Source organism: Mesorhizobium sp. M7A.F.Ca.US.006.01.1.1, assembly GCF_003997935.1.
Classification (GTDB): Bacteria; Pseudomonadota; Alphaproteobacteria; order Rhizobiales; family Rhizobiaceae; genus Mesorhizobium.
Genome location: NZ_RZQL01000035.1, coordinates 18,139 through 36,348, shown reverse-complemented (window position 1 = coordinate 36,348; position 18,210 = coordinate 18,139). Strand labels below are relative to the sequence as shown.

Here is an 18,210-nt window from a genome sequence, read left to right as displayed (position 1 = left end):
GGCCGGAGCTCGGCACCACCTCGATCCTGCAGCAGATCAACGTTTTCCGCGGCGACATGGACAAGCGCGGCGGCTGGGGCTCGCACGACATGGCGAGCTGGCAGGGCTTCTTCGACGAAATCCACAAGATCGGCCAGATCACCGCCCCGGTGAAGGCCGAGGATGTCTGCACCAACGATCTGATCGGCCCGGCCAATGATTTCGACAAGGCCAAGGTCAAGGCCGATGCCGACGGCGTCAAGCTGTCGGAAGGTTTTGCCGCGCTCGATGTCGAGAAGATCAAGACGCACCTGTTCGATTCGGCGATCAAGTAGGGGCGCAAGCGGGTCATGTCGCATTGGCCTGCCTTGGCTCCTTTCCTCTCCCTCCGGAGGGGGGAGAGGTGGCGCTGCGAAGCAGCGACGGAGTGGGGGAAGGCGTTCATCAAACGCACAGCCGCCGCAAGACAGGCACAATCTGACGAGCAAGAGACCCCAGCGCGCGGCGACGGTCGACCCCCACTCCGTCGAGCTTCGCTCGACACCTCTCCCCCGATCGGACGGGGGAGAGGAAAGGCGACGCCGAGTCGCCACGAACAACTCAACCAAGAACTGGGAGATATCGGTGTCCGACAAGGTAAAAGTGCTGGTGGTGGGTCTCGGCAATATGGGTGCGTCGCATGCCAGCGCGTATCACCGCTCCGAGGGTTTTGAGATCGTCGGCATCATGAGCCGCTCAATCAAGAGCAACACGAAGATTCCGGGAGAATTAGTCGGCTACCCACTCTATGAGGATTTCGACCAGGCGCTGAAGGAAACAAAACCGGACGCCGTCTCGATCAACAGCTGGCCGAACACCCACGCCGAATATGCGCTGAAGGCAATCGCCGCCAACTGCCATGTGTTCATGGAAAAGCCGCTCGCCACCAACAATGAGGACGCCGAAAAGGTGGTCGCGGCGGCGCGCGCCAAGAACCGCAAGCTGGTGCTCGGCTATATCCTGCGCGTGCATCCGTCGTGGATCAAGTTCATCGAGGTCGGCAAGACGCTCGGCAAGCCGCTGGTGATGCGGCTCAACCTCAACCAGCAGAGCAGCGGCAGCGCCTGGCACTGGCACAAGAACCTGATCGATTCGCTCATCCCGATCGTCGACTGCGGCGTCCACTATGTCGACGTCATGTGCCAGCTGACCGGCGCCAAGCCGGTGCGCGTGCACGGCATCGGAGCCAAGCTCTGGGCGGAAGCCGACAAGCAGAATTACGGCCACCTGCACGTCACCTTCGATGACGGCTCGGTCGGCTGGTACGAGGCGGGCTGGGGCCCGATGATGAGCGAGACAGCTTATTTCGTGAAGGACGTCGTCGGCCCCAAGGGCGCGGTGTCGATCGTCGCTGGCCAGCAGGCAAGCAGTGCTGCCGAACCTGCAGAAGTTTCGAGCTCGGCCGACATCGACCGCCACACCAAGACCGATGCGCTGAAGATCCATTATGCCGCTGTCGACGGCGACAAGAATTTCTCCAAACCCGACGAGATCGTCAGCATGGAGGACGAGCCCGGGCACCAGGAACTCTGCGATCGTGAGCAGACCTTCTTCCTGCGTGCCATCCGCGAGGATCTCGACCTCACCGAGCAGATGGATGCGGCGGTCAACAGCCTGCGCATCGTGCTGGCCGCCGAGCAGAGCATCGCGCTGGGGCGGACCATCGACCTGGCCTGACGTCGCGCCAGCCCCCTCATCCGGCCGCTTCGCGGCCACCCTTGCCGGGGCGATTCACGGGCCTCGCCCGTCCTTCGGACCCCCGCTGGGGAGGAGAGGTCGGCTCCGGCATCGACAATCTCCTCTCCCCTTGGGGAGAGGTCAGCCGAGCGAAGCGGAGGCTGGGTGAGGGGGCCGATGCCCCAACACAGTTCTCCGCAGGAGCAGGCATCAACACAAGCCATCCGCCGAAGGAGAGAGACATGGTCACCGACAGTCTGCTAAAAACCTATGCCGAGTCCGACGCGCTCGACCTGGCCGGGCTGGTCCACAGCGGCCAGGTTTCGCCGGCGGAACTGGTGGAAGCGGCGATCACGCTGGTCGAGCGGCTCAACCCGGCGCTCAACGCGGTCATCCATCGCCTCTACGACATGGCGCGGGCGCAGGCCGAGACGGTCGACACATCAGCACCCTTCGCCGGCGTGCCATTCCTGCTCAAGGAGCTGGCCTCGTCCTGGACCGGGGCGCCGAACACCAACTCCTCATTCTATCTCAGGGATGTCGTTGCCGATTTCGACACCGAAGTCGTTCGCCGCATGAAGGCGGCCGGGCTGGTGCTGGTCGGCAAGTCGAACGCGCCGGAGAATGGCTGGTCGATCACCACGGAACCAAAGCTCTATGGTGTGACCAAGAACCCGTGGAAGGAAGGCATCACGCCTGGCGGCTCCAGCGGCGGCGCGGCCGCGGCTATTGCTTCGCGCATGGTGCCGATCGCCGAGGCCAGCGATGGCGCCGGCTCGATACGCATTCCGGCCTCCTGCTGCGGCATCGTCGGCCTGAAGCCGTCGCGTGGCCGCGTCAGCCTCGCGCCGTTCGGCGACTACTGGTATGGCGGCGCTTATTTTCTCTGTTGCTCACGCACTGTGCGCGACACCGCGGCCTATCTCGATGCGGTGGCTGGCGCGCTGCCGGGCGATCCCTATACGCCGCCGGTGCCCGATGGTTCCTGGCTCAGCCTGTCGGCGCGGGCACCGAAGAAGCTGCGCATCGGCTTTTCCGTCACGCCGCCCAACGGCACGGTGATGGATCCGGAGGTGAAGGCGGCGGTGCTGGCAACCGTCACCGCACTCGAGCGTCTCGGCCACCATGTCGAGGAGCATGATATGCCGCTCGACGCCAATGCTGTCTGGGCGACCTACACCAACATGACCTGCGTGCAGACGGCCGCGACCTTCGATTATCTTGAAACGGTCATTGGCCGGCCGGTGACGCCAAACGACGTGGAGGCGGTGACCTTTGCGATCATCGAGCGTGGCCGTTCGACCAGCGGCACCAGGCACATCTCCGATGTCGAGCAATTGCGGCAGACCGGCCGCGACATCGTCGGCGACCTCGGCGCCTACGATCTCTTCATCACCCCGACCCTGACGCAGCTGCCGCGCCCGTTCGGTTATTACGATATGTCGGAAACCGACATCGACCGCTACAACGCCAAATGGGCGGACTCGGTGTTTGCCTTCCCCTTCAACATTTCCGGCCAGCCAGCGATCTCGCTGCCGCTCGGCTGGTCGAAAGACGGCGTGCCGATCGGCGTGCAGCTCGTCGGCCGCTACGGCGACGAGGCAACGGTGCTGGCCGCGTCGGCGCAGCTCGAACAGGAGATGCCGTGGAAGGGGAGAAGGCCGGCGGTGAGTGGTTAGGTGCTCGGCACGAAGATCCAGTCGTTAGTGGCAATCGCCGGAGATTGGCCTAACCACCTATCGCTTCGTCATCCACGGGCGGAGCAAGGAGCGTAGCGACGCAGCGCAGACCCGAGGATCCATGCCGCTACTTCAAAGCGTCACTACGGTGAAGAGTTCTACTCTGCTGCATTCCTCGGCCAAGGTCACGGCATGGATCCTCGGGTCTCCGCGACGGAGCTTCGCTCCTGCTTCGCCCGTGGATGACGAAGGCGGGGGGAGGCCTCGGCCAATCTCCAGCGTGCAGACTCAAAGCCGGCTACCCAATCTTCTCCAGCCGCCTCGGCAGCCTGTTCATCGGCTTGGGCCCGTCCGGCGTGATCAGGAACTGGTCCTCGAGATTGAAGCTGGCGAGGCTGTCGATGTAGAGCGGGATTTCGAAGGCCAGCACCATGCCGGCTTCGATGACGACATCGCTGTCGGCCGCAATGAACGGCCATTGCTCTGAGAAGACCGACTGGCCGACGCCATGGCCGAAATGGCCGCGGTGGTAGGTGCGCAGCCCTTGCCGCGCCAGGCTGTCGGTGGCGACGCGATGCACGTGGGCGAGCGTGGTTCCCGGAACAAGGGACGCCAGCCCGTCGTCAAATGCCCGCTCGGCGATCGCGTGCAGTTCGGCCTGCTCGGCGGATGGCGGTCCGAAGGTGAAGTTGCGCGACATGTCGGAGGCGTAGCCGCCGACCGTGCAGACCATGTCGCACTTCAGCGGATCGCCAGGCATGGCTTTCGCATCGGTGCTTTTGAGCCGGGCGCCGAGCGTCACATATTCGGCTGTGGCGACCGGATGGGACAGGCCGGCCGCGGCCGTGGCGACGCCTTCCCGATAAAGGGCAATGAGATCGGCCTGACGCATGCCGGCCATCGCATCGACCTGCAGCCGCTCCAGCCCGGCTTCCGACAGGATGATGCCTTGCTGGAGCAGATCGATTTCGCGCGGCGACTTGACGGCCCGCAACCTGTCGAGCACGGCTGAGCCGTCGACCATCGTGCAGCCCGGCAGCAGCGCTTGCATGGCGGAGAAATCAGCGGCGGGAACAAAATCGAGATCGACGCCGATCGTTGCGCGCTCGAGCCCGAACCCGGTCAGGATCTGCTTCAGCTCATGGACGGAATTGGCCAGCTCGAATGTCGCGGGCCGGGTAATGGTAGGCGTCCAGCCGGACGAGCCAAAGCCGGCCACTATGCGCCGCGCCAGCCCTTGCGCTGGCCTCGAGGCGTCAAACGTGGCGAATTCGATCCAGATCGGGTGGCTGCGGATGAGGGCGTCGGGCAGAGCCAGTTGCAACTGTCCCGCATTGAAATCCGCCACCACCACGCCGATCGGCAGGCCTTGGCGGGCCGGGATGACGACGAAGCCTGCGCCGGCGCGCCGGAACAGTCCCGCCGGGCCGATCGAGGCGCCGGTCGCATAGTGGAAGGCCTCGGGCGCGCACAGCACCAGCGCCGCGATGCCCGCGCGGTTCATCAGTTGCGCCGCGCGCCTGCGATCGACAAAGCCTGTCATGGGTTTCTCCACTGTCTGAAGCGGCAACGGAGCATTCCGCGCATCGACAATCAAGCGAGTTTCTCGCTGTATTGATGCACCGCATGCCTTGAAGATAGTTGAGACGCTCTTCACTTCGTCATCCAGGGCGGAGCAGCCGCGAAGCGACATAGCGGAGGCCCTTGGAGCCCCTAGGTGTCCTTTTATGCACGCAAGAGACGCTGTAGTACTTTGTTCCTGCGGGATTCCTTTCGACTCAAGATCAGCGCAAACAAGCATAGATCCCGGCTTCGGGACCATTGGCAGCCTGATGGGCGTGCGGGAGACGGATGATGGCGGATGCAAAGACGGATGGGGCGAGCGATGCGTTGCCGTTGTTCTATTCGAGGCCCGAGGCGCTCAATCCGGCGCGGCACGGCTCGCTTGGCCTGACCGCACGCAGTGCCTTCGGCTTCGCCCGCTCGGCGCACGCCATTCCGGTGGTCGCGTCGGAAATGCCGGCGGCGATGCGCTCCTACCCGATCGTCTTCATCGGCCCGGCCAAGTCGCCGGTGATCATCACCGGCGTGCGCCAGAACGAGAACCTGTTCGTCGATGCCGACGGCAAATGGACCGGTCCGCACTACATCCCCGCCTATGTCCGGCGCTATCCCTTCATCCTCGCCGAAGACCCGACATCGGCCGGCCGGCTGACGCTGTGCGTCGAACGGACCAGCGACCGCGTCGTCGACCAGCTGCTGGCGCCGTTGCGCGACGACAAGATCCTGCCGTTTTTCACCGGCAACGAGCCGACCGAAGCGACCAAACAGGCGCTCGCCTTCTGCAATCAGTTCCAGATCGACTTCAGAGCCACCCGCGAGATGGTCGACAAGATCGATGCGCACGGCCTGTTTTCGCCGCGCCAGAGCAAGGTGACGCTGGAAGGCGGCGAGGTGCTCAACCTCACCGACTTCCAGGTGATCGACGAGCCGGCCTTCAACAAATTGAGCGACGAGGCGTTCCTCGACCTGCGCAAATCAGGCGCGCTCGGCCTGCTCTATTGCCACCTCGCCTCGACCAACAGCTGGACGTCGCTGGTGCATCAGGCATCGCTGCGGAAGGCGGATGGTGCAAAGAGTGGCTGAGGAAAACGGTACGGTTTTCCCGGCGTAACCCAATCGATGCGTCCAGACGAACAGGCGGCTAAGCAGCAACCCTTCTGTCGTGCCGCCCTTCCCTGATCTCCTCGGCGAGCTTGTCGCAGAACGCCTCGAGATCGCCGGGGTTGCGGCTGGTGACAAGTCCCTGGTCGGTAACGACCTTGCTGTCCTCCCACAGACCGCCGGCGTTGATCACATCGGTCTTGATCGACTTGTAAGATGTGACCCGGCGACCCCTTACGATGCCGGTCTCGACGAGAAGCCAGGGCGCATGGCAGATCGCCCCGACGATTTTCTTGGCCGACCAGAACGATTCGATGAAGTCCAGGGCCTTTCGCTCGACACGCAGCAGATCCGGATTGATGACCCCGCCGGGCAGGACGATCGCGTCATAGTCGTCAGCCCGCGCCTCATCCAAGGTCTTGTCGACGGGAACCTCCCGACCCCAGTCCTTGAGGTCCCAGCCCTTAATCTTGCCGCTTGCGAGCGATACGACATCGACCTTGGCGCCCGCCTCGCGCAGCTTCTTCAGCGGCACCTCAAGTTCGGATTGCTCGAACCCGTTCGTCGCCAGGATAGCGACGCGCTTGCCGGAAATGTCCTGCATGGCTTTCTCCATCGTTGCGTTGACCAAGGGCTAACGAGGCGAGGTTGGGAACCGTTCCCGCTGTAATTTTATGTGACTCCTAAGGGGATGGACGAAAGAGTGCCGGCAAAGCTCTTAGCCCGGCAAGCCCCAGAAACGAAAAAGCCGCGGCGGACCGCGGCTTTTCGATGCTTGATTTCCCTGGAGGAAACTGGAGCGGGTGAAGCGATTCGAACGCTCGACCCCAACCTTGGCAAGGTTGTGCTCTACCCCTGAGCTACACCCGCTCGCACGGCGTCTTGGCCGCAAGCCGGGCCTATATGGCTGAAGAGCGCGGCGATTGCAACAGGGAAATCGCAGGCTTTTTGCGACACGCCGCGCGGGACCGGCAAGCCACCGGCGGGCGTGAGTGGCGGGCGGCGGGGCGACACCGCGAAGGGCGGTGCCGCTCGCCGTGATGTCGCATGACGGTCTTGTGTCGGCCGCCCTATTGGCCGTAAACGGCTGGCTAGAGAAACGGGACGAAGACGAAACCGATGCCGAAGACCGAAGCCGATTTGATGGCCTTTCTCACCGAACTCGGGATTGCCGCCTCGACGAAGCGCCATCCGCCGCTCTACACGGTCGCGGATTCGCAGGCGCTGCGCGGCGAAATCGCCGGCGGGCACACGAAAAACCTGTTCCTGAAGGACAAGAAGGACAATTTCTTCCTGGTCACCGTCGGCGAGGACGCGGTTGTCGACCTGAAGCAGATCCACCAGGTGATCGGCGCCGCCAGCCGGGTTTCTTTCGGCAGACCGGAGATGCTGATGGAGCTGCTCGGCGTCACGCCGGGCGCCGTCACGGTCTTTGGCGTCATCAACGACACGGCAAACAGGGTCAAGCTGGTGCTCGACAAGGATCTGATGGAGCATGAAGTGATCAATGGGCATCCGCTGACCAATGAGGCGACGACGTCGATCGCGGCGCGCGACCTGATCAAATTCGTCGAGGCAACCGGGCACGATGCTGCTATCTTGAAAGTCTCCGCGTGATCGCCACATGGATGGCTTGAGTCAGATGGTCTGAAGCATATGGCGCCTGGCTGCCGGCCGGCGGCGCCACGGAAGGGTAAAGAGATGAGCGACAACAAACCGTTTGGCGGCCCCTTTGGCGGCAATGGCGGCCAGTACACCACCTCGGTGCAGTATGGTGGAACCGCGCCGGCGCCGGCGAAAGTCGCACTTGGCGATGCGCCCGCCGCCTCGGCTGCCGACGTCATCAAGGATACGACGACGGCTGCCTTTGCCGCCGATGTCATCCAGGAATCGCGCCGCCAGCCGGTGCTGGTCGATTTCTGGGCACCCTGGTGCGGCCCCTGCAAGCAACTGACGCCGCAGTTGGAAAAGGCGGTCAAGGCCGCCGGCGGCAGGGTCAAGCTGGTCAAGATGAACATCGACGACCATCCCTCGATCGCCGGCCAGCTCGGCATTCAGTCTATACCTGCGGTCATCGCCTTCAAGGACGGCCAGCCGGTCGATGGCTTCATGGGCGCCATCCCGGAGAGCCAGATCAACGAATTCATCACCAAGGTCGGCGGCAAGGGCAATGGCGCGCCGCCGGTGGCGGAAGCCTTGGCAGCGGCCACCGAAGCGCGCGACGCCGGCGACATGCAGACCGCGGCCGACATTTATGACGCCATCCTGGCGCAGGCGCCGGAGACGATCGAGGCGATCGCCGGACTGGGCGAGCTGTTGTTCGACGCCGGCGACACGGAAGGCGCCGAGGCGCTTTTGGCAACGGCCCCGGAGGCCAAGAAGGATGCGCCGCCACTGGCAGCCCTGCGCGCCAGGATGGCGGTTGCGGCGCAGGCGGCGGCTCTCGGCAATCCAGCCGAGTTCGAGCGCCGCCTTGCGGAAAATCCTGGAGATCATCAGGCGCGTTTCGATCTGGCCATGATCCAGAACGCCAACGGCGACCGCACCGCGGCCGCAGACAATCTGCTGGCCATCATCAAGGCCGATCGAAGCTGGAACGAGGACGGCGCCAGGACGCAATTGCTGCAGCTGTTCGAGGCCTGGGGCATGACCGATGAGGCGACGCTGGCGGCGCGCCGCAAATTGTCGGCGCTGCTGTTTTCCTGAGCCGGCTGCCGGTTGTTTTGCCGCACGGGCTTGGCGTCGGCCATGACTGCGCCAGATTAGAACTGCGATGACGCGCTTCTGGTGAAGCGATCGGAGGAATGAGGTGCAAGCGGGAAACGCGCATTACCGGCTCGCCAAGGATTTGCCGTCGACGATCCCGCTCTTTCCGCTCGAGGGCGCGCTTTTGCTGCCGGGAGGCCGCATGCCGCTCAACATCTTCGAGCCCCGCTATCTGCAGATGGTGGACGAGGCGATCGCCGGCTCGCGGCTCATCGGCGTTATCCAGCCCAGTCTCGACGGCGCCTTGCGCGACGATGGCGAGCCGGAACTCTGCAATGTCGGCTGCGCCGGGCGCATCATCGCTTTTTCCGAGAGTGGCGACGGCCGCTACCTGATTTCGCTGCAGGGCGTGTGCCGGTTCCGCATCGCCCACGAATTGACGGTCAAGACGCCGTTTCGCCAGTGCAAGCCCGCGCCTTTCCTTGCCGATCTCGATGAGGACCAGGCGGACAACGAGATCGACCGACCATCGCTGCTCAAGGCATTTCGCGCCTATCTGCAGGCCAACGATCTGGAGGCCGACTGGGAAAGCGTCAGCCGGGCCGAAAATGCCATGCTGGTCAATGCGCTGTCGATGATGGCGCCCTACGGGCCGGCCGAGAAACAGGCGCTGCTCGAAGCGGCGGATTTGAAGACCCGGGCCGAGACGCTGATCGCCATCACCGAAATGGCGCTGGCGCGCGAGAATGAGGATTTTGGCTCGAGCCTACAATGAGAGGTTGCTATGGCGGCGGACGGACGTGACGAGAGGAAGGTCGACCCCAAGCTGCTGGAGCTGCTGGCCTGCCCACTGACCAAGGGGCCGCTGGCCTGGGATCCGGAGCGCGGTGAGCTGATTTCCAGGGTCGCGAAGATTGCCTACCCGGTGCGTGACGGCATCCCAATCATGCTGCCTTCCGAGGCGCGGACGCTTTCGGTGGAGGATGTGCTGGCTCCGCCGCCGCCGCGCTTGGGTGGGCCTTCGTGAATTCGAGCACCGCTGGGGCGCAGAAGTTGCCGAGGCTGGCGGGACAGCACCCCCCTCTGCCCTGCCGGGCATCTCCCCCGCAGGTGGGGAGATCGGCAGCTCCTGCGACGCTGGAGATTGGCGAAAGCCGATGAACGCGTAATCTCCCCCCTTGCGGGGGAGATGCCCGGCAGGGCAGAGGGGGGTGCTGTCCCGCCAGCCTCAAGGTTTGCATCGCTGCGGCGCGGAGGCGTCGCAGATTCTCGGGGCTCCGCGACGTGGGCCATGCCTACTGAAAATTCCGCCCCTTGGGCATGACCTGTTCCGCCTCTTCCGACAGCGTCGCGATGTCCTGCCGGATCGGCGCGTTCCCTATAGCGGGCCGATTGAAGCGATCCGGACCCCTGGCAGCACGCTCCGGAGAACCGACAACCGCTGGTGCGGCCTCGCTGACCTTCTCCAGCAGCACGGTCAGCCAGGGCGTCAGATCCTCGATCCTCTCGGCGACGATGTGGACCACGCCCGATTCCGACTGCAATTTTCCGGTGACCTTGACGAACCGCGCGCCCATGACGATCGGCCGGTAACGGTCGAAGGTTCTTTGCCAGAAGATGACGTTGGCCACCGCCTTGTCGTCCTCCAGCGTCAGGAAGATCGCATTGCCCTTGCCGGGACGCTGCCGCACCAGCACGAGGCCGGCGACGGAGACGCGCCTGCCATCGCGCACTGAAGGAAGATTCGCATTGGGGATGACGCCGGCGCGATTGAGCCGCTCGCGCAGGAAGGCGACCGGATGCGCCTTCAGCGACAGGCCGAGCGCGCGGTAGTCGTGGATGACATGCTCGCCGAGCGGCATTTTCGGCAGCTTCGTCTCGGGCTCCAGCTCGCGCAGGCGAAGCGCCGGCTGGTCGAACAGCGGCAGCCTTTCGGCGGCGCTCTTGCCGTCCAGCGCACGCACCGCCCACAAGGCTTCGCGACGATCAAGGCCGAGCGAGCGGAAGGCATCGGCCTGCGCCAGTTTTTCGATCTCGCCGACATCGAGGCCGGAGCGCAGCCAGACATCCCTGACGGATACATAGCCTGAGCCGCGCCGCGCGACGAAAACCTCCATGCGCTCTTTCGACAGGCCCTTGATCTGGCGGAAGCCGAGCCGGACGGCATGCTTCGTCTTGATGACGCCGCGCATCTCGGCGTGGCGCGGGAGGATGCGGGCCGGATTGAAAGGCGCTTTCTCCAGCGTACAATCCCACACCGAAAAATTGACGTCGACATCGCGAATGTCGACGCCATGGTCGCTTGCGTCGCGGACGAGCTGGGCCGGCTGGTAAAACCCCATCGGCTGCGAATTCAGGATCGCGGCGCAGAACACGTCGGGATAGAAGGTCTTGAACCAGCAGGAGGCATAGACGAGCAGGGCGAAGGAAGCGGCATGGCTTTCGGGAAAGCCGTATTCGCCAAAGCCTTCGATCTGCTTGAAGCAGCGCTCGGCGAAGTCTTTCTCGTAACCCTTGCCGACCATGCCGTCGATCATCTGCTGGCGGTAATTGCCGATGGTGCCGGTGCGTTTGAAAGTAGCCATGGCACGGCGCAGTTCATCGGCCTTGCCCGGTTTGAAGCCACCAGCAACGATGGCAATTTTCATGGCCTGCTCCTGGAACAGGGGAACACCTAGCGTCTTGCCGAGGATCTCCTTCAACTCCGGCTTGGGATATTCCGCGTCTTCCTTGCCTTGCCGGCGGCGCAGATAGGGGTGGACCATGTCGCCCTGGATCGGGCCTGGCCGCACGATCGCCACCTCGATGACGAGGTCATAGAACTCGCGCGGCCTGAGACGTGGCAGCATCGACATCTGGGCGCGTGATTCAATCTGGAAGACGCCGAGCGTATCGGCGCGGCAGATCATGTCGTAGACCCGGTCGTCTTCTGCCGGCAGGGTGGCCAACACATAGGGTTGTCCGTATGGGTCCCGTGCCTTCGGATAGTGGTCAGTAAGCAAGGTGAAGGCACGCTGGAGGCAGGTCAGCATGCCGAGCGCCAGGATGTCGACCTTGAGGATCTTCACCGAGTCGAGATCGTCCTTGTCCCATTCGACCATCTTGCGCTCGTCCATCGCCGTCTTGACGATGGGCACGATCTCATCGAGCCGATCCCTTGTGATGACGAAGCCGCCGACATGCTGCGACAAATGGCGGGGGAAGCCCATGATCTCGTTGGCACGCTCCATCACGTGCCTCGACACCGGGTCGGTGCGGTCGAGGCCGCCGGCTCGGGCTTCCTTCTCGCCGAGCTCCGATGTCGACCAACCCCAGATCGAGCCGGAAAGCGATGCCCTGACATCCTCGGACAGGCCCATCGCCTTCGACACTTCGCGCAGCGCCGAACGGCCGCGATAGCTGATGACGGCGGCCGCAAGTGCCGTGCGCTTGCCGCTGTATTTCTCGTAGATGTACTGGATTACGGTTTCGCGCTTTTCGTGCTCGAAATCGACGTCGATATCCGGCGGCTCGTTTCTCTCCTCGGAAATGAAGCGCTCGAAGAGCGAATCGATTTTTTCCGGTCCTACTTCGGTGATGCCGATGCAGAAGCAGACGACCGAATTGGCGGCCGATCCACGTCCCTGGCAGAGAATATCCTTGCTGCGCGCGAACTTGACGATGTCGTAGACAGTCAGGAAATAGCGGGCATAGTTGAGGCGTTCGATCAAAGCGAGCTCTTCCTCGATGCGCCTGGTCACCGAATCCGGCACACCAGCCGGATAGCGGTTCGCCGCCCCCTCCCGAGCCAGTCTCGCCAGCTCAGCCTGTGGACCAAGACCCGATTCCGTCGGCTCGTCGGGGTAGTTGTACTGGAGGTCGCCAAGCGAGAAGGTCAATTCTTCCGCAAACCGCAGCGTCTCGGCCAGCGCCTGCGGATGCCGGCGGAACAGGCGGGCCATCTCCATTGGCGGCTTCAGATGGCGCTCGGCATTGGCGGTGAGTTCCAGCCCGACCTCGGCGACGGGGGTGTTGAGGCGGATCGCGGTCAGCACGTCCTGCAATGGGCGCCGTTCGGCCGTGTGGTAGAGAACGTCGTTGGTCGCCATCAGCGGGATGCCGGCGCTCTCGGCAAGCGCTGCCGCTTGCTCGATGCGGAAACGGTCATTGCCGGCGTAGTCGGGCGAAACGCCAAGCCGCAGGTTCCTGCCGAAGCGGCCTTTGAGGTCTCGAAGCAGGGGAAGACTATCTTCCTCGCCCGCCGACAGACCGGGCAGGACCGCCAGCGACATCAGATCCCCCCATTCGAGGAGGTCGCTGCGCTGGAGAAGGGTGGCGCCTTTTTCGTTTTCGTCGCGCAGATTGGCCTGGGTGAGCATGCGGCACAGATACCCCCAGCCCTTGCGGTCCTGGGGATAGGCGAGAATGTCCGGCGTGCCGTCGCCGAAAACCAGCCGGCAGCCGGGATGATAGGAGAGTTTTTCGACCTTGGCCTGCTGCCAGGCGCGCACAACACCGGCCACCGTGTTGCGGTCGGCAATCCCGATCGCGGAGAAGCCCAGGAGCTTGGCCGCGACCACCAGCTCCTCCGGCTTGGAGGCGCCGCGCAGGAAGGAGAAATTCGACTGGATGCCGAACTCGGCATAGGGGATGACGGTCAGCGCGTTCATGCAAAAACACCATGCATGAACCAGCGTGGCGGCACCTGCGAGTTGCCGTAAAGACCTTGCCGGTAGAGCCAGTAGCGGCGGCCGTCGGCATCCTCGATGCGGAAATAGTCGCGGGTTGATGTAACCGGATCGCTCACAGCTTCCCGCCACCATTCGGCGGCGATGCGTTCCGGCCCTTCGGCGCGCGTGACCCGGTAGAGCGCGCGGCGCCAGCGGAAATTCAACGGTGGTCCTTCCGGCATTTCAGTGGCCGGCACATCGATGGGTTCGGGCGAGCGGAACAGCCGGATCGGCCGTTCCGGCGGAAATATGGTTTTTGGGGCCTGCAGCCTGCCGGGCTTCTTCGGCGGCGTGGTCCGGCGCGGCGCGTCGGTGAAGGGGATGGTGGCTACGGCACGTTCCGGCAGATGGCTTTCGACCGCGACCGGCCGGAGAACCGCGCCCTCGCCGAGCCGGGCGCGGATGCGGTCGGCGAACAGCGCGATATCGGCGCCGTCGTCGGTCACCTCGCCGGCAAGATCGGCCTGCTGCATGTCGAAGGTGGCTGCCGCCAACACCGAGAGCCGCACCAGATCGAAACCATAGCCGGCATCGATATCCTGTTCGAGCGCGGCCAGTCTTTCATGGAACAGTTTCTGAATCAGCATGGGTTCGCGCATCGGCCGCGAGGTGCCGATGGCGATGCGGCTGACGACGCCGTCGACGCGAAAGAGCAGCAGCGCCAGCGTCCTGGCGCCCTCGCCGCGGCGCTCGAGATCGGTTTTCAGGGTCGCCGCCAGCATGCCCACCAGCCGTTCGATGTCCTCGGTCAGGGTGACGGGTTCGGCGAGATGGCGTTCGACCGAAAGCGGCGCGACGGGAAGGCGCGGTGAGACAGCCTCGTCGAGACGGCCAAGCGCCTGATCGAGGCGCAAAAGCAGCAAGGCGCCAAAGCGGCGGGCGAGCGGCGCGCGCGGTGCCGCCATGACGGCGCCGGCCGTGCGCAGGCCCACACTTTCCAGGCTGGTGCGGGTCGAGGGTTCAATGCGCAGCGCGGCCAGCGGCAGGGGTGCCAGCAGTGCCTCCTCCTCGCCTGACACAACGATGCGGTCGCCGCAAAAGCGTGCCGCCGCCCAGGCCGCGCCCGGCGTCGCGGCAAGTCCGGCGCGGACATCGAAACCCTGATGGAAGAAGCGCGACAGGATGTCGTCCAGCATGGCGCGTTCGCCGCCGAACAGATGGGTGCAGCCGGTGACGTCGAGAAACAGGCCATCCGCGCCATCCAGCGCCACCAGCGGTGTGTAGCGGTCGCACCAGTCGGCGAGGCCTTCGAGCAGGCGGCGGTCGGCCTCCGGATCGGCCTCGACGACGTCGATCGACGGATGCATGGCGCGCGCATCGGCAATGCCCATGTCGCGCTTCAGGTGCAGCGCCTCAGCCCGCTCGTCGAGGGCCGAGATGCGCTGTGCGTTGCGGTCGCGATGGCTGATCACGAGCGGCGGGTGAGATGGGTGATCCGACGGCCGGGAACGCCAGGACCGCCCCAGACGCTGGCGTAGGATCCTTTCCACCGCCAGATAGGGAAACCACAGGGACAGGATTCTTTGCCCGGTCTCTTTCCCCGCCTGTTCTTTCATCGAATGCGCGTTCATCGGGGTTCCACTCCAGTGTAAATTGTCCAGGCAGGGCCGTGCGGCTTTTGCCGATGGTGAGGGCAAAGGCCGGGCGGCCGATCGAGCCGGCGAGCGACCCGGCAATGGTGTTGCGCGGCACCGCCGGCGCCGACGTGACAATCAGGCGAACAGGTGCCGCCGTCGGCTCGGGCTCGGCCGCCTGCCGTAGCAGGAACACCGGCCGGCCGGCAGCTTGCGCCCTTGCATGCAGCCGGCGTGTCGCGGTCAGGTCCAGCCGCTGCGGATTGCCGCGGATTTCCAGGATGACGGCGGCAAGTGCTGTCATCCGGGCCGCCTCCTCGGCGACCCACAGTGCATCGACAAGCCTTGGCGCCTCGGAAAACAGCAATTGCTCCGGCTCGATGCCGAACGAGGCGTGAAGCCCCCTGGCATAGGGAAAGCCTGCCTCGCGAAAGATCTCCGATGTGCCGATCCACAGCACCGGCAACCCCGGCGCCTGCTTGAGGATCAGGCTTGTGAGCGACAAAGCGAAGCCGGCGACGGCCCCGGCATCGCGGGTTTCAAGCCCATGGATTTCGCTCAGGGCGGCCTTCGGCAGCCCGCCACTCAGGGCGGCATCGAGACGCTCGACGCCGATGGGCAGGAACGCATCCGGCAACGCCGCGGCAATGCCGCGCCTGACGATTGTGAGATCGGTGTTGACGTCAGCATCGAAGGTCGCGGCAGCCGGCGCAGCCAAGCGCTCGGGCAGCGTTCCCTCGATTTTCGCGATCTGGCGGCGCAGGGCAAAAACAGTCTCCCGCGCCACGGCGGTCATCGCCATGACGGTCAGCTTCCACTCACAATTGTTCCTGTTATGTTCCTATAGATTCCAGAGGCCGTCGGAAGAGTCAAGCAGACTCATGGGGAATTTATTCCTGTCGCGCAGGTGTCCGAGGCGCATGCCGCCCGTTCGTTTGCCGATTCCGGTGCGAAAGCCTATATGCCGGGATCAAAGGACAAAGCATGGCCCGCATCTACAAGACCCGCACCTGGCACGACGAACTCTCGCCCTCGATGGACGAAATGGAGTTCCTGGCGCTGGAGGCCTACGCCCATCTGCCGGAAGATTTTCGCAAGCTGACCGGCGAGATCGTCATCCAGATCGCCGAATTTCCGACCGACGAGATCATGGACGATCTGTCGCTGGAAACGCCGTTCGACCTGCTCGGCCTGTTCGAGGGGCGAGGCATCGCCGAACGCTGGAATCCGCAGACCGGCGAGGGCCCGAACCGCATCACGCTCTACCGTCGCGCCATCCTCGATTACTGGTCCGAGAACGAGGAAACGCTGGGTGACATCGTCACCCACGTGCTGATCCACGAGATCGGCCACCATTTCGGGCTGTCGGACGATGATATGGAGAAGATCGAAGAGGCGGCGGAATAACTGGTTCCTGCGTCGCGTGAAATGTCCATTCCTATCCAGTCGGTCCAGAACCCGGTGGCAAGGGTTTCTGAGATCCCGCCTCAGAGGTTGGTCATTCGGCTGATGAAAAGATGCAGCGCCTTGCGCACGGCGAGCGATGGCGGCTCGGACGGGTGCCACTCCGGAAAATGACCATCAACCACCATTCGTGCCAACCCATAGACAAAGGCACGCGCGGCAAGAACCAGATGATCGAAGTCCGCGTTCGCAGCCAACTGACCCTGCCGCTGCGCTTGGGTCAGCAGGTCGATCATCTTCCGGCGAATGACCTCATTCTGACCGCGAAGACTGTCCGACCCGTCGAAATCAATCAGCGTTCGGGAACTGATGATCTGGAAATGCGTGGGATTGCCGATCGCCCATTCCAGATAGCCTTGTCCGATTGCTTCGAAGGCCACGATGGGATCTGCGCTGTCGACTTCTGAAAGTGCATTGGCAACGGCCTCTGTCAGCCGGTTCATGGCCTGTTCGGCGACTGCGGTCAGCAGCGCTGTTTTCGACTGAAAATGCCGGAAGGGGGCGCCGGGGGAAACGCCGGCCCGCTTTGCGGCTTCGCGCACGCTCACATTGTCGGGGCCGCCTTCCTCGACAAGTTGGATTGCAGCATCGATCAACGTGTCGCGCAAATTGCCATGGTGGTAGCCGGTGCGGTGAGGCGTCTTGGCTTTTGCCATCTCTTTTCCTTCGTTCCGGTGAGCTGCTTCACGCGTCCGTAGCACGATCCGCGATATGATGTAATCACTGTTTACAATGCAGACAAGAGAATATAAGCAGTGATTACATATGGGATCGGAACAGGCCTGCGGTCTTCGCGGGCTCCCCGTTTTCCCAGAATGAGGAGACGAACATGTCTGCCAGAACCGCCGAACCCCGCCGTCCGCAATCGTTGATTTCGCTGAGGAGTTCAGCCGAAGAACCTCAGAACAAGCAGAATCCCACGACTGTCCAGTCGAGCGCGGCTGTGCCCAGCGCTACGCTTTATCGGCTTGCCTCCGTCGCCGGCGTGGGAAGCGCGCTTATTCTTCTGGTCAACGCGGCCAAACGCAGCGCGCTCATCGCGACCACCGATCTGACGCAACTTCTCGCGCCAGTTGCCGAGATATTGGCGCTTGGTCTTGTCGTAGGCCTGTTTCTCGCTTTTGGCCGGCGCGCGGGCCTGTTCGGCACCATCGCGTTTCTCATCAACTTCGTTGCACTGGCAAGTTTGGTCGGTGTGGAAGTGGTGATCAATCTCGTATTTTCGAAGCTTCCGCTGACAACCATCATCGACCTGCGCGCCGGTCCTCTCGGACTGGCTCTGGTCGTCAGTTCGGTTCTTTTTCTGCTTGGGACGCTCGCTTTTGTAATCTCTCTTGTCGTTGCAAGAGGCGTGCCGCGCATTCCGCTCGCCCTCTATTTCATTGGCGCGGTGCCTATCGCGCTCCGTGCGTTCGTGCCGGAGTGGGCTCTTGACCTGGGCCTGGTGGTGCTTGCGGCAGCGATCGCCTGGCTGGCCGGCTGGCTGTGGATGCGCGCGTCGACTACCAGTCGCTGAGCTTGGTGTCAGGCCCGTATTCCTGGCCGTCGATATCCTTCACCACGGCTTGGCCGCAGCGCATGGTCTTGGCCTTCTTGTCGTAGGCATAGGTCGGCGAGCCGAACAGGTGCCAACCCTTGTTCAGCGCCGCCGTCACCTTGTGGCAGAAGCTGGCATCGTCCGGGCCGGACAGAAAGCGGTAGAGTTTCATTGTTCAATTC

16 protein-coding genes, 1 tRNA gene and 1 pseudogene are annotated in these 18,210 nt (G+C 63.7%); 10 read left to right on the top strand and 8 right to left on the bottom strand.

Going from position 1 to position 18,210, the window contains the following annotated elements; genetic code table 11:
* The 3 genes and pseudogenes from EN943_RS09170 to EN943_RS09155 form a co-directional block, all read left to right on the top strand.
* Window positions 1-314 (top strand): annotated as a pseudogene (locus EN943_RS09170) (ABC transporter substrate-binding protein); the annotation flags it as partial.
* Between the two features lie 289 nt (window positions 315-603).
* Window positions 604-1,695 (top strand): Gfo/Idh/MocA family oxidoreductase, encoded by a 1,092-nt coding sequence (locus tag EN943_RS09160; RefSeq protein WP_127412332.1) that lies wholly within the window; start codon window positions 604-606, stop codon window positions 1,693-1,695.
* 242 nt (window positions 1,696-1,937) lie between these two features.
* Window positions 1,938-3,374, top strand: coding sequence for an amidase (locus tag EN943_RS09155; RefSeq protein WP_127412331.1), 1,437 nt, complete (start codon window positions 1,938-1,940; stop codon window positions 3,372-3,374).
* Window positions 3,375-3,672: 298 nt separating this feature from the next.
* Here EN943_RS09155 and EN943_RS09150 read toward each other — a convergent pair whose 3' ends face one another.
* Window positions 3,673-4,917: a Xaa-Pro peptidase family protein gene (locus tag EN943_RS09150; RefSeq protein WP_127412330.1), complete on the bottom strand. Its 1,245-nt coding sequence runs from the start codon at window positions 4,915-4,917 to the stop codon at window positions 3,673-3,675.
* 311 nt (window positions 4,918-5,228) lie between these two features.
* On the opposite strand from EN943_RS09150, the gene EN943_RS09145 reads away from it, so the two are divergent.
* Window positions 5,229-6,020 (top strand): SapC family protein, encoded by a 792-nt coding sequence (locus EN943_RS09145; protein WP_127412329.1) that lies wholly within the window; start codon window positions 5,229-5,231, stop codon window positions 6,018-6,020.
* A gap of 58 nt (window positions 6,021-6,078) precedes the next feature.
* On the opposite strand, the gene EN943_RS09140 is transcribed toward EN943_RS09145, so the two are convergent.
* Window positions 6,079-6,642, bottom strand: a complete 564-nt coding sequence (locus EN943_RS09140) for a type 1 glutamine amidotransferase domain-containing protein (protein ID WP_127412328.1) — start codon at window positions 6,640-6,642, stop codon at window positions 6,079-6,081.
* Window positions 6,643-6,833: 191 nt separating this feature from the next.
* A tRNA-Gly gene (locus tag EN943_RS09135) sits at window positions 6,834-6,908 on the bottom strand.
* Between the two features lie 249 nt (window positions 6,909-7,157).
* Between EN943_RS09135 and EN943_RS09130 the strand changes: the two genes are divergently transcribed.
* The 4 genes from EN943_RS09130 to EN943_RS09115 all read left to right on the top strand — a co-directional run bounded on the left by EN943_RS09130 (window position 7,158) and on the right by EN943_RS09115 (window position 9,771).
* Complete coding sequence (locus EN943_RS09130; RefSeq protein WP_127412327.1) at window positions 7,158-7,655, top strand: prolyl-tRNA synthetase associated domain-containing protein; 498 nt, start codon at window positions 7,158-7,160, stop codon at window positions 7,653-7,655.
* An 84-nt stretch (window positions 7,656-7,739) separates the two neighbouring features.
* Entirely contained in the window at window positions 7,740-8,744 is a 1,005-nt protein-coding gene (trxA, locus tag EN943_RS09125; protein WP_127412326.1) for a thioredoxin, read from the top strand.
* A gap of 103 nt (window positions 8,745-8,847) precedes the next feature.
* Entirely contained in the window at window positions 8,848-9,519 is a 672-nt protein-coding gene (locus tag EN943_RS09120) for an LON peptidase substrate-binding domain-containing protein (RefSeq protein WP_127412325.1), read from the top strand.
* A gap of 9 nt (window positions 9,520-9,528) precedes the next feature.
* The gene (locus EN943_RS09115) at window positions 9,529-9,771 is read left to right on the top strand and encodes a Trm112 family protein (RefSeq protein ID WP_127412324.1); all 243 of its coding nucleotides are present in this window, start codon (window positions 9,529-9,531) and stop codon (window positions 9,769-9,771) included.
* Window positions 9,772-10,039: 268 nt separating this feature from the next.
* Here EN943_RS09115 and EN943_RS09110 read toward each other — a convergent pair whose 3' ends face one another.
* Genes EN943_RS09110 through EN943_RS09100 form a run of 3 tightly spaced genes read right to left on the bottom strand, consistent with a single transcriptional unit; the run spans window position 10,040 to window position 15,829 of the window.
* Window positions 10,040-13,393 carry an error-prone DNA polymerase gene (locus EN943_RS09110; RefSeq protein ID WP_127412323.1) on the bottom strand — a complete coding sequence of 1,118 codons (3,354 nt, stop codon included), beginning with the start codon at window positions 13,391-13,393 and terminating at the stop codon, window positions 10,040-10,042.
* Window positions 13,390-14,865 carry a DUF6504 family protein gene (locus tag EN943_RS09105; RefSeq protein ID WP_127412322.1) on the bottom strand — a complete coding sequence of 492 codons (1,476 nt, stop codon included), beginning with the start codon at window positions 14,863-14,865 and terminating at the stop codon, window positions 13,390-13,392. The genes EN943_RS09110 and EN943_RS09105 overlap by 4 nt, the downstream gene beginning before the upstream one ends.
* Window positions 14,807-15,829: a hypothetical protein gene (locus EN943_RS09100; protein ID WP_127412321.1), complete on the bottom strand. Its 1,023-nt coding sequence runs from the start codon at window positions 15,827-15,829 to the stop codon at window positions 14,807-14,809. The genes EN943_RS09105 and EN943_RS09100 overlap by 59 nt, the downstream gene beginning before the upstream one ends.
* Before the next feature lie 182 nt (window positions 15,830-16,011).
* Here EN943_RS09100 and EN943_RS09095 point away from each other — a divergent pair, with 182 nt between their 5' ends.
* Window positions 16,012-16,434 carry a metallopeptidase family protein gene (locus EN943_RS09095; protein ID WP_023763026.1) on the top strand — a complete coding sequence of 141 codons (423 nt, stop codon included), beginning with the start codon at window positions 16,012-16,014 and terminating at the stop codon, window positions 16,432-16,434.
* Window positions 16,435-16,514: 80 nt separating this feature from the next.
* On the opposite strand, the gene EN943_RS09090 is transcribed toward EN943_RS09095, so the two are convergent.
* Window positions 16,515-17,147, bottom strand: a complete 633-nt coding sequence (locus EN943_RS09090) for a TetR/AcrR family transcriptional regulator (protein WP_127412320.1) — start codon at window positions 17,145-17,147, stop codon at window positions 16,515-16,517.
* A 173-nt stretch (window positions 17,148-17,320) separates the two neighbouring features.
* On the opposite strand from EN943_RS09090, the gene EN943_RS09085 reads away from it, so the two are divergent.
* Window positions 17,321-18,007, top strand: coding sequence for a hypothetical protein (locus tag EN943_RS09085; RefSeq protein ID WP_206522740.1), 687 nt, complete (start codon window positions 17,321-17,323; stop codon window positions 18,005-18,007).
* Here EN943_RS09085 and EN943_RS09080 read toward each other — a convergent pair.
* Window positions 17,994-18,200 carry a DUF1737 domain-containing protein gene (locus EN943_RS09080; protein ID WP_127412319.1) on the bottom strand — a complete coding sequence of 69 codons (207 nt, stop codon included), beginning with the start codon at window positions 18,198-18,200 and terminating at the stop codon, window positions 17,994-17,996. The genes EN943_RS09085 and EN943_RS09080 overlap by 14 nt on opposite strands.
* Window positions 18,201-18,210: the final 10 nt, after the last annotated feature.

Coding starts and splice junctions, on each gene's coding strand:
- EN943_RS09155 (WP_127412331.1), top strand. CDS start 1,938: ATGGTCACCGACAGTCTGCTAAAAACCTATGCCGAGTCCGACGCGCTC.
- EN943_RS09150 (WP_127412330.1), bottom strand. CDS start 4,917: ATGACAGGCTTTGTCGATCGCAGGCGCGCGGCGCAACTGATGAACCGC.
- EN943_RS09145 (WP_127412329.1), top strand. CDS start 5,229: ATGGCGGATGCAAAGACGGATGGGGCGAGCGATGCGTTGCCGTTGTTC.
- EN943_RS09140 (WP_127412328.1), bottom strand. CDS start 6,642: ATGCAGGACATTTCCGGCAAGCGCGTCGCTATCCTGGCGACGAACGGG.
- EN943_RS09130 (WP_127412327.1), top strand. CDS start 7,158: ATGCCGAAGACCGAAGCCGATTTGATGGCCTTTCTCACCGAACTCGGG.
- trxA (WP_127412326.1), top strand. CDS start 7,740: ATGAGCGACAACAAACCGTTTGGCGGCCCCTTTGGCGGCAATGGCGGC.
- EN943_RS09115 (WP_127412324.1), top strand. CDS start 9,529: ATGGCGGCGGACGGACGTGACGAGAGGAAGGTCGACCCCAAGCTGCTG.
- EN943_RS09110 (WP_127412323.1), bottom strand. CDS start 13,393: ATGAACGCGCTGACCGTCATCCCCTATGCCGAGTTCGGCATCCAGTCG.
- EN943_RS09100 (WP_127412321.1), bottom strand. CDS start 15,829: ATGGCGATGACCGCCGTGGCGCGGGAGACTGTTTTTGCCCTGCGCCGC.
- EN943_RS09095 (WP_023763026.1), top strand. CDS start 16,012: ATGGCCCGCATCTACAAGACCCGCACCTGGCACGACGAACTCTCGCCC.
- EN943_RS09090 (WP_127412320.1), bottom strand. CDS start 17,147: ATGGCAAAAGCCAAGACGCCTCACCGCACCGGCTACCACCATGGCAAT.
- EN943_RS09085 (WP_206522740.1), top strand. CDS start 17,321: ATGTCTGCCAGAACCGCCGAACCCCGCCGTCCGCAATCGTTGATTTCG.
- EN943_RS09080 (WP_127412319.1), bottom strand. CDS start 18,200: ATGAAACTCTACCGCTTTCTGTCCGGCCCGGACGATGCCAGCTTCTGC.